Source organism: Streptomyces sp. NBC_00005 (assembly GCF_045160215.1).
Taxonomy (GTDB): Bacteria; Actinomycetota; Actinomycetes; order Streptomycetales; family Streptomycetaceae; genus Streptomyces.
In genome coordinates, this window is sequence record NZ_CP108316.1 from 3,037,305 (window position 1) to 3,052,322 (window position 15,018).

9 protein-coding genes are annotated in these 15,018 nt (G+C 68.1%); 2 read left to right on the top strand and 7 right to left on the bottom strand.

Features of this window, described 5'->3' with window-relative positions; all coding sequences use genetic code 11:
* Positions 1-42: 42 nt before the first annotated feature.
* From OG303_RS14140 to ngcE, 5 genes are all read right to left on the bottom strand, one after another.
* On the bottom strand, positions 43-1,140 hold the full coding sequence (locus OG303_RS14140; RefSeq protein WP_405877257.1) for a sugar ABC transporter substrate-binding protein: 1,098 nt from the start codon (positions 1,138-1,140) through the stop codon (positions 43-45).
* Between the two features lie 133 nt (positions 1,141-1,273).
* A complete protein-coding gene (locus OG303_RS14145) occupies positions 1,274-2,473 on the bottom strand; it encodes an ROK family protein (protein ID WP_405868445.1) in 1,200 nt (399 codons plus the stop codon).
* A gap of 180 nt (positions 2,474-2,653) precedes the next feature.
* On the bottom strand, positions 2,654-3,577 hold the full coding sequence (locus tag OG303_RS14150; protein WP_405868447.1) for a carbohydrate ABC transporter permease: 924 nt from the start codon (positions 3,575-3,577) through the stop codon (positions 2,654-2,656).
* Between the two features lie 4 nt (positions 3,578-3,581).
* Positions 3,582-4,508 (bottom strand): carbohydrate ABC transporter permease, encoded by a 927-nt coding sequence (locus OG303_RS14155; protein WP_405868449.1) that lies wholly within the window; start codon positions 4,506-4,508, stop codon positions 3,582-3,584.
* Between the two features lie 49 nt (positions 4,509-4,557).
* Positions 4,558-6,012, bottom strand: a complete 1,455-nt coding sequence (gene ngcE, locus OG303_RS14160) for an N-acetylglucosamine/diacetylchitobiose ABC transporter substrate-binding protein (RefSeq protein ID WP_405868451.1) — start codon at positions 6,010-6,012, stop codon at positions 4,558-4,560.
* Positions 6,013-6,451: 439 nt separating this feature from the next.
* Here ngcE and OG303_RS14165 point away from each other — a divergent pair, with 439 nt between their 5' ends.
* Both OG303_RS14165 and OG303_RS14170 read left to right on the top strand, forming a co-directional pair.
* The gene (locus OG303_RS14165) at positions 6,452-10,195 is read left to right on the top strand and encodes a GH92 family glycosyl hydrolase (RefSeq protein ID WP_405877259.1); all 3,744 of its coding nucleotides are present in this window, start codon (positions 6,452-6,454) and stop codon (positions 10,193-10,195) included.
* A 20-nt stretch (positions 10,196-10,215) separates the two neighbouring features.
* The gene (locus OG303_RS14170; protein WP_405868453.1) at positions 10,216-12,186 is read left to right on the top strand and encodes an alpha-glucuronidase; all 1,971 of its coding nucleotides are present in this window, start codon (positions 10,216-10,218) and stop codon (positions 12,184-12,186) included.
* Between the two features lie 47 nt (positions 12,187-12,233).
* Here OG303_RS14170 and OG303_RS14175 read toward each other — a convergent pair whose 3' ends face one another.
* Entirely contained in the window at positions 12,234-14,270 is a 2,037-nt protein-coding gene (locus tag OG303_RS14175) for a beta-galactosidase (RefSeq protein WP_405868455.1), read from the bottom strand.
* Positions 14,267-14,950, bottom strand: a complete 684-nt coding sequence (locus tag OG303_RS14180) for a hypothetical protein (protein WP_405877261.1) — start codon at positions 14,948-14,950, stop codon at positions 14,267-14,269. The genes OG303_RS14175 and OG303_RS14180 overlap by 4 nt, the downstream gene beginning before the upstream one ends.
* Positions 14,951-15,018: the final 68 nt, after the last annotated feature.

Below are 15,018 nucleotides of genomic sequence, written 5' to 3' on the forward strand. Positions count from 1 at the left end.
TCAAGAGCGAATCCCCCTACCTGGGAAGGGACGCGTCGCTGCTTACTTCAGGCCGATCTTGTCGCAGGCGGCCTTGTACTGGGCCGTGCAGATGTCGGCGACCGTGTAGACGCCGTCCTTGATGACGGTGTCGTTGATGTTGTCCTTGGTCAGCGACTGGACCGGGACCAGGACGGACGGGATCTGCTTGGTGGTCGGGCTGTCGACCTTGTCCTTGGCCACGGAGTCGAGCGACTTGCCCTGAGCGAGGTCCACGGCCATCTCGGCAGCGGCGTCGGCCTCGGGGGCGTACGGCTTGTAGACGCTCATGTACTGCGTACCGGCGACGATGCGCTGGACACCCGCGAGCTCCGCGTCCTGGCCGGTGACCGGGACGTTGGAGATACCGGCGGCCTTGAGGGCGGTGATGATACCGCCGGCCATGCCGTCGTTGGCGGAGTAGACGCCGACGAGGTTCTTCTTGCCGATCGCCGAGATCGCCGCGTCCATGTTGGCGTTGGCGTTCTCCGGCTTCCAGTCCTTGGTGTCGTAGGACTTGCCGATGGTGACCTTGCCCTTGAGCACGTCGAGCGCGCCCTGCTTGAACTGGGCGGCGTTCGGGTCGGTGGACGACCCGTTCATCATGACGATCTTGCCGGACTTGGCCTTGGAGCCGAGGGCCTTGAGGAGGGCCTCACCCTGGGTCTTGCCGACGGTCACGTTGTCGAACGAGGTGTACGCGTCGATCGGGCCCTGTGCCAGGCGGTCGTAGGCGACGACCGGGATGCCGGCGTCCTTGGCCTTCTGGACCGAGTTCTTGATGGCGGCGGAGTCGACCGCGTCCACGATCAGGACGTCGACCTTCTGGGTGACCATCGTGTCGACCTGCTGGGCCTGCAGGCTGGCGTCCTGCTTGGCGTTGGCGTAGACGAGCGTTCCCTTGTCGTTCGTCAGCTCCTTGACCTTCTTCTCGATCAGGGGCTTGTCGAACTTCTCGTAACGCGCGGTCTGGTTCTCCGGAAGCAGGAGACCGACCTTGATGTTGTCGCCCTTCTTGGCGGACGACTCGGAGGAACCACCGCCGGATTCCTTCGCACTGCCACAGGCGGCGAGGGAAACGGCCATCGCACTCGCCGCAACGGCAAACGCGGCACGACGCATACGCGTGTTCACTTCAGAAACCTCCCTGACGAGGCCGCGTCGTTGCGGCCGAGGTGGCTGGAAGTCAACTCGGCCGCACGTGCGACGTCAAGAAGTAAATCCTTAACGAGATGGCAACGGTGCCATCCGTTCTCTAAGTGAAGGCAGGGGTCGCTGCTGACAGCGAACCATCCAAAAGGGTCGAATCGCCCATCTCGCTGAGTGCGAGAGCGAGCGCTCCGAGCACTTCCGCACGGCCCCCAAGTGCCCCCGGGAGAACGGACAGTTGGCGCGCGGCGCTGGGAATGGCGTAGCGGCCGACGGACTCCCTGATCGGCCCGAGCACCAGCTCACCGGCCTCGGCGAGATCACCGCCCAGGACCACTCGGCTCGGGTTCAGCAGATTGCAGAGATTGGCGACTCCACTGCCGATGTGACGGCCGACGTCGGCGATCACCCGACGACAGCCCGGGTCTCCGTCCCTTGCCAGCCGTACGACGCCTTCCATCGTGAGGTCGGTGCCGTGGCTCGACTGGAGCAACGGAAGCACATAGCGCGCTGCGGCAAAGGTTTCCAGGCATCCCCGGTTCCCGCAGCGGCAGACGGGACCGGATTCGTCGAGTGTAATATGTCCGATTTCGCCTGCGGTGCCCCCGGGGCCCCGGTAGATCTTCCCGTTGATCACCAGACCGGCGCCGACACCGCTCGCGACCTTGATGTACGCCAGGTCCCTGACCCCCCGGCCACTGCCCCAGACCAGCTCGCCCAGGGCGCCGAGGTTGGCGTCGTTGTCCACGTGCACCGGCACTCCGAGGCGCCCCCGCAGCTCCTCGGCGGGCCTGGTGCCGGTCCAGCCCGGCAGGATCGCGGTCGAGCCCAGGGTGCCGGACTCGACGTCGATCGGGCCGGGCACGCCGAGGCCCACGCCCGCGATCTTGGAGCGGTCGACCCCGGTTGCTGCAATCAGGCGATTGACCAGCTCTTCCGCCCGGTCGAAGCCCTGTGTCGAGGAGGCGTCCACGTCCAGCGGCTCGGACTCCTCGGCGAGCACCTGGTGGGCGAGGTTGCCGACCGCCACGCGCAGGTGCGTGTGCCCGAAGTCCACGCCGATGACGATGCCGGCGTCGCCGCTCAGGGAGACGCTGCGGGCCCTGCGGCCGCCCGCCGAGGTGGGCGTGACCTCGACCGTTCCGCCGTCCTTGAGCTCGCGGACGATGTTGGAGACCGTCGCGGCGGACAGGCCCGTGGTCCTGGCGATCTCCGCCTGCGTGAGCGACCCGGCCAGCCGGACGGCCCGTACGACCCGTTCCAGGTTGGCTCGGTGCAGTGACGACTGCGACCCCGGAGTCTCCACGACGACCTCCTGCGCGCGGGACCGCCTCAATGAGGTCCCGTCTATGTCCAACTAGTGAACTCTAAGCTGAGCCGTTCGGGTCGCCTCCCGTCAAGAGGTTGAACCGTATCCGCGTTCGTGTACACATGGCGACGCGCCGCCCCCGAGCCGGGAGCGACGCGTTCGGAAGCGGTCGGGCCGCTACTTCAGCGCGCCCGCCGTCAGTCCCTGCACCACCTGCCGCTGGAAGATGATGTACGCCGCCAGCACCGGCAGCATCGCCATCACCAGACCGGCGAAGAGGCCGGACCAGTCGCCCTTGTAGCCCTGGCTGGCCGCGAGCTGCACCAGGCCCTGGGTGAGTACGCGCTTGTCCGGGTCGGTGTTGAGCACCGTCGGGAGCATGTACTGGTTCCACTGCCCCAGGAAGTTGAAGATCCCCACGCTGATCAGGCCGGGCTTGGCCATGGGCAGCATGATCTGGAAGAACGTCCTGCTGTGCGAGGCCCCGTCGACGAAGGCCGCCTCGGCGATCGAGGTCGGCAGGGTCCGGAAGAACGCGGTCAGGAAGAAGACCGTGAACGGCAGCGAGTACGCGATGTAGACGAGGATCAGGCCGTGAATGGTGTTCAGGAGGCCCATGTTGTTCACGACGTAGAACAACGGGACCAGCGCCAGCATGATCGGGAAGCTCATGCCGCCGATGAAGAGGAAGTAGATGAAGCGGTTGCCCGGGAAGTCGAACCGGGCGAGCACATACGCCGCCATCGAGCCGAGCACCAGCGTTCCGATGAGTGAACCGCCCACCACCAGAATGGTGTTGAGGAAGTAGTCGCTCATGTTGGCGTCGGTCCAGGCCCGCGCCCAGTTGTCGAAGTGCAGCTTGTCCGGCAGCGCCCAGGGCGAGCTGAAGATGGAGTTGTCGTCCTTGAAGGACGTCATCACCGCCCACACCAGCGGCATGACGACCATGAACGCCCAGAGGATGAGCATCCCGTGGGAGAAGGCGTTGAGGACGTTTCCTTCCTTCTTCTCCTTCACGGGCGGGTCGGCCGGGACGTCGACCTTGCTGATGGTGGCGCCGGACTCGGCCGGCACGGGGGCGGGGGTCTGTGTCGTCTTCATCTGATCAGTACTCCAGCCGCTCGCGCCGGCCCAGCCGCATCACGATCGCCGCGAAGGCCAGCGTGACGACGAGCAGGGCGACGCCGATGGTGGTCGCGTAGGCGGCCTGCCCGTCACGGAACGCCTTCTGGTACACGTACAGGACCATGACGGTGGTCGAGTAGTCGGGACCGCCGGGCCCGGTCGTCATGATCTGCACGACCGCGAACGACTCGGCTCCCAGCGCGAGGATGCCCATGTAGACCCAGCCGGACTGCACGGTGTCCCAGAGCAGCGGCAGGGTGATGCGGAAGAACGTGGCGAACCGGCTCGCCCCGTCGAGCAGCGCGGCCTCGTACAGGTCCGCCGGGATGGAGGCCATCCCGGCGGAGAAGAGGACCACGAAGAAGCCGACCGAGGACCAGACGAGCACGGCCATCACGCACCACAGGGCGAGGCTCGGGTCGCCCAGCCAGAGCGGCTGGACGCTGTCGAGCCCGATCCCGCGCAGCAGGGAGTTGATCGCGCCGCTGTCCGGGTTGTACGCGAAGGCGAACAACAGGGCGACGATCGCGATCGAGAGCACCTGCGGAAAGAAGTAGACGATTTTGTAGAAGGACGAACCGCGGACACCGGAAATCACCGGGCCGCCGCGCCTTCTCCGTCCGCCCACATTGATCATGAAGGAGAAGAACAAGGCCAGACTGATCGTCACCACCGGCAGCACCAACGCGAACAGCAGGCTGTGCTGCAACGACTTCCAGAAGATCTCGTCGTCGAGCATCCTTTTGTAGTTGTCGAAGCCGACCATCTTGAATTCGGGGCTCAGGCCGGTCCAGTCCGTGAACGAGTAGTAGATGGACTGGATGAACGGCCAGACGACGAAAAGCGCGTACAGCCCCAGGGGCAGTGCCAAAAACCCCACGATGAACCGGTACTTGCCGTGCTGCATTACTACCTACCCCGATCTCTGGGCGGGTGCTGCCGCTGGTGACGGACCCTCACTGGTGCTTGTAGTGCTTGATCGACGTGTCCTTGGCGGCCGCGTCGGCGAAGCCCTGGATCTTCTTGATGGTCTCGGCCGGGGTGGCCCGGCCGGCCATCATCTCGCCGAGGCCCCCCACACCAATCTGCTCCTTCTGCAGCTGCACGTACCAGTCCTGGAGACGCGGGTTCAGGACGTTGTCCCCGGCCAGCTTGAGCGCCGCGACACCGGAGGTGAGGCCCGGAGTCAGGGTGATGCCACTGGTGCCGCCGTTGAACGCGGTCAGCGACTTCACCTTGCTGGTGAAGTTCTTCGAGGACGCCTCGCTGAGCATGATGCGCAGCTGCTCCATGCCGCCCTCGGGGTTCTTCGCCTTGGCCGGCACGATGAAGGGCTCGCCGCCGGACGCCCAGATGGTGCCGAAGGGCATCTTGTCGGAGCTGTCGATGCCGGTGGGCGCGGAGACGGCGAGGTTGAAGTCCTTGGGGATGACGTTCGCCGACTCGTTCTCCACCCAGGAGCCGTTCGGGATGAACAGCGCCTTGCCCTTGGCCCACGCGGTCTGCGACTGGATGTGGTCGAGGCCGGGGGTGCCCTTGAGGATGTAGCCCTTCTTGTAGAGCTCGTAGTAGGCGTCGAAGCAGGCCTTGACGGCCGGGTGCTTCCAGGCGTTCGGCTCGAGGTTGTCAATGGCGTCGAGGACCTCGCGGCCGCCGACCTTGCCGATCATCGGGTACAGCGAGAAGGGGATGTAGTACGGGTACTTGCCCGCGTACGTCCAGCCCGCCATGCCCTTCTTCTTGGCCTTCTCGCACACGGCGAGCATCTCGTCCCAGGTCTTGGGGTACTCCGCGTCGAGCGAGTCCAGGGCCTTCTGCGAGTACCAGACGCCGTACACCGTGTAGGCGTAGTACATGATCCAGACCGGGTCGCCGTCGAACTGGCCCATCTCCACGATGCCGGGGCGCAGCGTGTCGCGGACCTTCTTGTTCGGGTCGTCGTAGGACGGCGCGTCCAGGAGCGGGGTGAGGTCGGCGAGCTGCTTCTTGCCGACCAGGACGCCCATGTCCATCTGCTCGGCGCCGGAGTTGTCGATCAGGTCCGGCGGGGTGCCCTGGTTGAAGCGGGGCTGGAGCGTGGACTGGATCTTCTGGGTGGCGGAGAACTTCACCTTCACCTTGGGGAAGTTCTTCTCGTAGATCTTGACGGCGTCCTGGGCGTACTCCTTGCCGAAGCCGCCGTCGAAGAGGACGAACTCCATCCCCGCGGTGTCGTTCACGCCCAGCGGGTTCTTGGCGGTCTTCTTGCCCGCCTTGGCCTTGTCGCCGCTGTCGTCGCCGCCGCTGCTGGCACACGCCGACAGGAAGCTCATCGTGGGTACGGTGATCAAACCGAGCGCGGCGGACCGCTTGATCAGATCGCGGCGGCCGACACCCGCGGTGCCGTTGTTCTCGGCGGAAGTGGATCCCATGCTCAAGTCCTCGCCTTCTCCAGGACTCAGGCGGTGAACCGGATCCTCCCCGGCACCGCGGTCAGGTCAAGCAGGGTCGTGCAGGCTGTGCGGATCGTGAAGAACGGATCGGGTGAATTGCCGACAGGTATAGTCCACTTCCCGCCAGCGGAGCAAGATCGAATGCAAGGTTGGCCAATGGTCTTATCCGAGTTGAGACCTCCAGGAAATATGGGCCACCTGTGACCACCTTGCCGGATAAATCCGCGACATAGGCCCCGAATGCCACAGGCAACACCCTTGACATCACTGACCACTTGGCCCACTACTGGTCTCTGCGCGTCGAAATTGACAACGTTGTCCGTGAGCGCAGGGAGGGTGCTGGCGTATGCGGCACAGAGCTCAGCACAGATGGGGTCACAGATGGGGTCCGGCGGTCGTGTTGGCGGCCGCTTTTGCTTTGGCGGTGGGCTCCCAGGGAGCAGCCACCGCACTGCCGGAAAAGGCGCCGGCCCCGGACCAGGACTTCGCGTCCTCGTTCGAGGCGGGCGATCCGGCGCCCGACTGGCTCAACACCGTCGACACGACACCGGACGGCACCAACCGGTCCTCGGGCGTCGACGGCGGCTACAGCACCGGCATCCCGGGCAACGTGACCGACCACGTCACGGACGTACGGGCCAGCGCCGAGAACACCGACGGCGGCGAGGTGAAGGAGAACCTCGTCGACGGCGAGTCCGGCACCAAGTGGCTGACCTTCGAACCCACCGGCTGGGCCGAGTTCGACCTGGACAAGCCGATCAAGCTCGTGACGTACGCGCTCACCTCGGCCAATGACTTCGCCGAACGCGACCCCAGGGACTGGACCCTGCAGGGCTCCACGGACGGCAAGGACTGGAAGACCCTCGACACCCGCTCCGGCGAGTCCTTCTCCGAGCGCTTCCAGACGAAGTCGTACGACCTGGCGGAGCCCGCCGAGTACCAGCACTTCCGGCTCGACATCACCAAGAACAACGGCGCCGACGACATCCTGCAGCTGGCCGACGTGCAGTTCTCCACGGGCGGCAGCGGCGGCCCGGTCCCGCAGGACATGCTGTCGCTCGTCGACCGCGGCCCGAGCGGATCGCCCACCGCGAAGGCGGGCGCCGGGTTCACCGGAAAGAGGGCCCTGCGCTACGCCGGACGGCACACCGCCGACGGGCGGGCGTACTCGTACAACAAGGTCTTCGACGTGAACGTCGCCGTCGGCCGGGACACGCAGCTGTCGTACCGGCTCTTCCCGTCGATGGCGGACGGGGACCTCGACTACGACGCCACGAACGTCTCCGTCGACCTGGCCTTCACGGACGGCACCTATCTGAGCGGCCTGGGGGCGACCGACCAGCACGGGTTCGCGCTGTCGCCGCAGGGGCAGGGCGCCTCGAAGGCGCTCTACGTCAACCAGTGGAACAACGTGGTCTCGCGGATCGGGTCGGTCGCGGCCGGGAAGACCGTCGACCGGATCCTGGTGGCGTACGACTCCCCCAAGGGCCCGGCGAAGTTCCGCGGCTGGCTGGACGACGTGTCGATCAAGCGCGTCGCGCCCGAGAAGCCGAAGGCCCACCTGTCCGACTACGCGCTCACCACCCGCGGCACCAACTCCAGCGGTGGCTTCTCGCGCGGCAACAACTTCCCCGCGACGGCCATGCCGCACGGCTTCAACTTCTGGACGCCCGTGACCAACGCGGGCTCGCTGAGCTGGCTGTACGACTACGCGCGGGCGAACAACGACGACAACCTGCCGACGATCCAGGCGTTCAGCGCGAGCCACGAGCCGAGCCCGTGGATGGGTGACCGGCAGACCTTCCAGGTCATGCCGTCGGCGGCCTCCGGCACTCCGGACACCGGTCGTGAGGCCCGCGAGCTGGCCTTCCGGCACGAGAACGAGACCGCGCGGCCGTACTACTACGGGGTCAAGTTCGAGAACGGCCTGAAGGCCGAGATGACCCCGACCGACCACGCGGCGGCGCTCCGCTTCACCTACCCCGGCGACGACGCGAGCGTCGTCTTCGACAACGTGACGGAGCAGGCCGGGCTCACGCTCGACAAGGACAACGGGATCGTCACCGGCTACTCGGACGTGAAGTCCGGGCTGTCGACGGGCGCGACCCGGCTCTTCGTCTACGGCGTGTTCGACAAGCCCGTGAAGGACGGGTCCTCCAGCGGCGTCAAGGGCTTCATGCGGTTCGACGCGGGCAAGGACCGTACCGTCACCCTCCGCCTCGCCACCTCGCTCATCAGCGTCGACCAGGCCAAGGACAACCTGCGCCAGGAGATCCCGGACGGCACGTCCTTCGACACAGTGAAGAGCCGTGCCCAGCGCACCTGGGACAAGCTGCTCGGGAAGGTCGAGGTCGAGGGTGCGACGCCGGACCAGCTGACCACGCTGTACTCCAGCATGTACCGGCTGTACCTGTACCCCAACTCCGGCTTCGAGAAGGTGGGTTCGACGTACCAGTACGCGTCCCCGTTCTCGCCGATGCCGGGACCGGACACCCCGACGCACACCGGCGCGAAGATCGTGGACGGCAAGGTGTACGTCAACAACGGCTTCTGGGACACCTATCGGACCACCTGGCCGGCGTACTCCTTCCTGACGCCCTCTCAGGCGGGCGAGATGGTCGACGGGTTCGTGCAGCAGTACAAGGACGGCGGCTGGACCTCGCGCTGGTCCTCCCCCGGCTACGCGGACCTGATGACCGGTACCTCCTCGGACGTCGCCTTCGCGGACGCGTACGTCAAGGGCGTCCACTTCGACGCCGAGGCGGCGTACGACGCGGCACTGAAGAACGCGACGGTCGTGCCTCCGGCGTCGGGCGTCGGCCGCAAGGGCATGGCCACCTCGCCCTTCCTCGGCTACACGAGCACGGACACCGGCGAGGGCCTGTCGTGGGCGATGGAGGGCTACGTCAACGACTACGGCATCGCGGAGATGGGCCGGTCTCTCTACAAGAAGACGGGCGAGAAGCACTACAAGGAGGAGTCCGAGTACTTCCTCAACCGCGCCCAGGACTATGTGAATCTCTTCGATTCCAAAGCGGGCTTCTTCCAGGGGAAGGACGACAAGGGCAACTGGCGTGTGGACTCGTCCAAGTACGACCCGCGCGTGTGGGGCTACGACTACACGGAGACCGACGGCTGGGGCTACGCCTTCACCGCTCCGCAGGACAGCCGGGGCCTCGCCAACCTGTACGGCGGCCGCAGCGCCCTCGCGGACAAGCTCGACAAGTACTTCGCCACCCCCGAGACGGCGTCTCCGGACTTCGTCGGCTCGTACGGCGGTGTCATCCACGAGATGACGGAGGCGCGGGACGTGCGGATGGGCCAGTACGGACACTCCAACCAGGTCGCCCACCACGTCAACTACATGTACGACGCGGCGGGCGAGCCCTACAAGGCGCAGAAGAACGTCCGTGAGGTGCTGTCGCGCCTGTACACCGGCAGCGAGATCGGGCAGGGCTACCACGGCGACGAGGACAACGGCGAGCAGTCGGCCTGGTACCTCTTCTCCTCGCTCGGCTTCTACCCGCTGGTGATGGGCAGCGGCGAGTACGCCATCGGATCGCCGCTGTTCAAGAAGGCGACGGTGCATCTGGAGAACGGCCACGACCTCGTCGTCAAGGCGCCGAACAACAGCGCGAAGAACGTGTACGTACAGGGGCTGAAGGTCAACGGCCGTACGTGGACGAAGACTTCGCTCCCCCACGAGCTGCTCGAGAAGGGCGGGGTCCTGGACTTCGACATGGGGTCGAAGCCCTCGTCCTGGGGCACGGGCAAGAACGCGGCACCGGTGTCGATCACCCAGGACGACAAGGTGCCGACGCCCCGTGCGGACGTGCTGAAGGGCGAAGGGGCACTGTTCGACAACACCTCGGTGACCGAGGCGACCGTGACCTCCGTGGACCTGCCGGTCTCCGGGCCGGTCAAGGGGCTGCAGTACACGGTGACTTCGGGAGCAGACCACACCAAGGCGCCGACCGGCTGGACGCTCCAGGGCTCCACCGACGGCACCACATGGAAGACCCTCGACGAGCGGTCCGGCGAATCCTTCAGATGGGACCGGCAGACCCGCGCGTTCACCGTGGGGTCTGCGGGTACGTACGGGAAGTACCGTCTGGTCCTCGACGGCGAGGCGGTGGTCTCGGAGGTCGAACTGCTCGCCTGAGCAGCCGAGTTGGAGGTCTCATGCCGCTTCCCGTGCCCGTCCCGCCCGAGGGTGTCGATCCGGCCTGGCTGCCGGACGAGGCGTTCCGGCCGATCGGCACCCGGCGGACGCTGGTCCGCGGATCGGGTCCACTGGTGGACACGGTGCACGGGGAAGTGGCACGGGCCTGTGAGCGGTTCGGGGGCCGCGTCGAACGCGACGCGGCCCCCGGGCCGTTCGACCTGGTGCTGGAGCTGACCGGCCCCCAGGAGCTGGGGGACGAGGGCTTCACGTGCCGGCGCGAGGACGGTCGTACGACCGTCGGCGCGTACGGCGGGGCCGGGCTGCTGTACGGCCTGCTCCACGTCGTACGGCTCGGGGAGGCCGCGTTCCACGGGGAGCGTCAACGGGAGTACCACGAACCGGCGTTGGCCCTGCGGATGCTGGACCACTGGGACAACGTGGCCGTGCACCCGGTCATGGGCCAGGTGGAACGCGGGTATGCGGGCGGGTCGCTGTTCTGGGCGGACGGGCGGGCGCGCGGCGAGTTGGAGCGAGTGCGGGCGTACGGACGGCTGCTGGCGGCCTGCGGGATCAACGCCGTCGCGGTGAACAACGTCAACGTCCACGAGACCGAGGCACACCTGCTCACCGACCGGATCGGTGAAGTGGCGGCCATCGCGGGCGCGTTGCGCCCCTACGGCGTCCGGACGCATCTGTCGGTCACCTTCGCCGCGCCGGTGGTGCTCGGCGGCCTGGAGAGGGCCGACCCGCTCGACGCGGGCGTGCGGGAATGGTGGGCCGAGACGACGGCACGGGTGTACGAGGCCGTCCCCGACTTCGGCGGGTACGTCGTGAAGGCCGACTCGGAGGGGCAGCCGGGGCCGTTCGCGTACGGTCGCAGCCACGCCGACGGAGCGAACATGCTGGCCGCCGCGCTCGACCCGCACGGCGGGACCGTGCACTGGCGGGCGTTCGTCTACAACCACCACCAGGACTGGCGGGACCGGACGACGGACCGGGCACGGGCCGCGTACGACCATTTCGTGCCGCTGGACGGGGAGTTCGCCCCCAACGCGGTGCTCCAGGTGAAGCACGGGCCGATGGACTTCCAGGTGCGCGAGCCCGTCTCGCCGCTGATCGGCGCGATGCCGGACACGCGGCTCGCGGTGGAGCTGCAGGCCACGCAGGAGTACACCGGGCAGCAGCGGCACGTGTGCTGGCTCGGGCCCATGTGGAGCGAGGTGCTGCGGTTCCGGCTCGAAGAGGGCGCCTGCGCGGGGGAGTTGGCGCGCGGCGGACTCGTGGCGGTGTCGAACGTCGGGGACGACCCGTTCTGGACCGGGCATCCGCTGGCCCAGGCCAACCTCTACACCTTCGGCAGGCTCGCCTGGCAGCCTGACGCGGATCCGCACGAACTCCTGGACGAGTGGCTCGGGTTGACGTTCGCCCCGGTCCCGGAGGGGCTGTGTGACCTGCTGAGCGGGTCCTGGCGGACGTACGAGAAGTACACCGCACCGCTGGGCGTGGGCTTCATGGTGCAGCCGGGGCACCACTACGGCCCGAGCGTCGACGGCTACGAGTACAGCCCCTGGGGCACCTACCACTTCGCCGACCGGGACGGCATCGGCGTCGACCGGAGCGTGGCGGGCGGTACCGGGTACGCCGGGCAGTACGCCAAGCCGTGGGCCGAGATGTACGAGTCACCGCAGACCTGCCCGGACGAACTGCTGCTGTTCTTCCACCATGTGCCGTACGGGCACGTGCTGAAGAGCGGGAAGACCGTGATCCAGCACATCTACGACACGCACTTCGAGGGCGTGGCGGAGGTGGAGGAGGCCGTGGAGACGTGGGCCTCACTGGCCGGGCAGGTGGAGCCCGGGCGCCACGCGCGGGTGGCGGAGCGGTACGCGGAGCAGCTCCGCAGCGCCCGCGAGTGGCGCGATCAGATCAACAGCTACTTCTTCCGGAAGTCCGGAGTGCCGGACGAGTCGGGGCGGACCATCTTCTGACGCGGCGCCTCGAACGCGTCGGCGTCCGGTCTGAAGGGGCGCACCGTTCAGTGGAGGCGCAGGACCGCGACGCCGAGCGGGTCGAGGGTGAGGGGCTCGCCCTCCTCGGTCCGCTTGCCGGTGAGCAGGTCGGTCGCGGTGGTGTGGGCGTCCAACCGGGCTGGTTCCGGGGCGTGGTTGAGGAGGAAGAGGAGTCGGGTGCCGTCGGGGGCGGCTCGGTGGGCGGTCTCGACGGTCGGGTGGTCGGCGTACGGTCCGAGGAGGTCGTGGCGGGCGAGGACGCGGCGTACGACCTGGTCGACGCCCGGCTGGTCGAGGGCGGTGGCGACGTACCAGCCCTCGCCCTCGCCGTACGGGTGCCGGGTGACGGCCGGGGTGCCCGCGTAGAAGTCGGCGCCGTACGTGGCGACGGGCTCGGCGCCGCGCGGCAGCACGATCTCGAAGACGAGACGGGCCTCGCAGACCGACTCCCCCAGGTGGACGGGCTGTACGAACTCCGCCGGGCGGGAGTCCCACTCGTCGACGCGGATGCCCATCAGGTCGGCGAGCGGGCCGGGGACGTCGGTCAGGAACGCGCGGTCGTGCTCGTCGACCCGGCCGGAGAGGAACGTGGAGAGCACGGTGCCACCGCGAGCGGCCACGGCTTCGAGGCGGGCCGCCAGGTCGCCCTTGATCATGTGCAGGGCGGGGGCGAGGACCACGTCGTAGCCGGTCAGGTCGGCGGTCTGCGGTACGACGTCCACGTCGGCGCCGGCCTCGCGGGCGGCGCGGTAGTAGGCGTGGACGACATCGACGTAACGGACCAGCCGGGAGGGGCCGTCGGAGATCTCCAGGGCCCACCAGCTGTCCCAGTCGTAGACCAGGGCGGTGCGGGCGGGGGTGCGGGCACCGAGCGTGACGTTCTCCAGGAGCTCCAACTCCCGGCCTAGATCGGCGACTTCACGGAAGACCCGGGTGTCGTCGCGGCCCGCGTGGCCGATGACCGCGCCGTGGTACTTCTCGCAGGCTCCGCGGGAGGCGCGCATCTGGAAGTACAGGGCGGCGTCGGCGCCGTGGGCGATCGCCTGGAAGGTGGTGAGGCGGAGTTCGCCGGGCCGCTTGAGCGGGTTGACGTCACGGCAGGCCGTTGTGGAAGGGGTCTGTTCCATCAGCCAGAAAGGGGCGCCGTTTTTCAGCCCCCGCATCAGGTCGTGGGCGAGGGCGGCCCGGGTCGGCGGGGCGTCCAGGGGTGGGTAGTTGTCCCAGGAGGCGAAGTCGAGGTGGGGCGCCCAGCGGTGGTAGTCGAGAGGGCGGAACATGCCCATGAGGTTGGTGGTGACGGGTGTCTCGGGGTCGTGCCGGCGGATCGCCTCCTTCTCGGCGAGGAAGCAGCCGAGCAGTGCGTCGGTGGTGAAGCGGGAGTAGTCGAGGGTGGTGCCCTGGAAGGCGGTGTGGTCGGGGCCGCGCCAGTGTTCGGTGAGGGCGCTCGGCGGCTCGATCTCGGCCCAGCCGGTGTAGCGGTGCGACCAGAAGGTCGTGCACCAGGCGTCGTTGAGGGCGTCGAGGGTGGCGTACTTGTTCCGCAGCCAGGTGCGGAACGCGTCGGCGCACAGCTCGCAGTAACAGACGCCGCCGTACTCGTTGTTGATGTGCCAGGCGAGCAACGCCGGGTGGTGGGCGTACCGTTCGGCGAGCCGGTCCGCCAGCGCGGTCGCGAGGCGGCGGTACGCGGGTGAGCTGGGGCAGAAGTTGTGCCGCTGGCCGTAGCGGTGGCGGCGGCCCTCGAAGTCGGTGCGGTTGGCCTCGGGGTACTTCTTGGCGAGCCAGGGCGGGAGGGCGGCGGTGCCGGTGGCCAGGCAGACCTGGCGGCCCTCGGCGGCGGCGCGGTCGAGGATGCGGTCGAGGATCGTGAAGTCGTAGGTGTCCTCGGCGGGTTGGGTGAGGGACCAGGAGAAGACCCCGACGGTGAGGGTGTCGATGCCGGCCACCGTGAACAGGCGGTGGTCCTCGTCCCAGACCTCGTCCGGCCACTGCTCGGGGTTGTAGTCGCCGCCGTAGGGGATCTTGGCGGTCGGCGGGAGCTTGCCGTCGTTTCGGAAGGTCATGCGGTGAAGTCCTCCTGGGTCTCGGCGATCACCGGGCGGCTGCTGTGCAGCAGGGAGAGCAGCAGCGGGGCGGCCAGCAGGGCGGGCAGGGCCTCGGTGAGCAGGGCGGTCGCTCCGGCGGCCAGCACGAGCAGCGAGGCCGCGGCGAGGGAGGCCCTGCCGTGCCGGAACAGGAAGTACGCGGCGAGGCGGGCGGTGTCTCGGGTACGGAAGGCGAAGAGCGAGGTCAGCACGAGGGCGTGGGCACCCCAGAGGAGGGACGCGAACCCGATGCCGGCCAGCAGCAACGCCCACCAGCCGGGCAGTCCGGTCGCGGAGAAGTGGGTGAGCGTGAACGCGATCACGGTGAGCCAGGCCAGCAGAGGGGTCCAAAGTCTCAGGGCCGCAAGGGCGTTGAGGCGCCAGCCGCGCGCATAGGTGCGGGCCGGGTGGAGGTCGGCGAGGTCGCGGCTGCGGTGGTGCAGGGCGTACAGCGCGGCAGAGAGGGCCGGACCGAGCGGGAGCAGGCATACGGCCGCGAGCGGGAGGTTGGAGGGCTCGGGGCCCAGCAGAAACAGCGCGGCCAGCCCCGGCGAGGCGGCCGCCAGCAGGAGGGCCTCGACGGTGACGAGGGTGTGCACCAGGGCGGCGGCGCGGGACAGGGGGCCGTCGCCGAAGGAGGTGGAGGTGGGGGTGGCAATGGAGGCGGGGGTCGCAATGGAGGTGGAGGTAGAGGTGCGGGTGGATGTGCGGGGGGAAGCGCCGGCGG

Excerpts from the sequence above, each read along its gene's own strand:
- OG303_RS14140 (WP_405877257.1), bottom strand. The coding sequence starts at position 1,140 with ATGCGTCGTGCCGCGTTTGCCGTTGCGGCGAGTGCGATGGCCGTTTCC.
- OG303_RS14150 (WP_405868447.1), bottom strand. The coding sequence starts at position 3,577 with ATGAAGACGACACAGACCCCCGCCCCCGTGCCGGCCGAGTCCGGCGCC.
- OG303_RS14155 (WP_405868449.1), bottom strand. The coding sequence starts at position 4,508 with ATGCAGCACGGCAAGTACCGGTTCATCGTGGGGTTTTTGGCACTGCCC.
- ngcE (WP_405868451.1), bottom strand. The coding sequence starts at position 6,012 with ATGGGATCCACTTCCGCCGAGAACAACGGCACCGCGGGTGTCGGCCGC.
- OG303_RS14170 (WP_405868453.1), top strand. The coding sequence starts at position 10,216 with ATGCCGCTTCCCGTGCCCGTCCCGCCCGAGGGTGTCGATCCGGCCTGG.
- OG303_RS14175 (WP_405868455.1), bottom strand. The coding sequence starts at position 14,270 with ATGACCTTCCGAAACGACGGCAAGCTCCCGCCGACCGCCAAGATCCCC.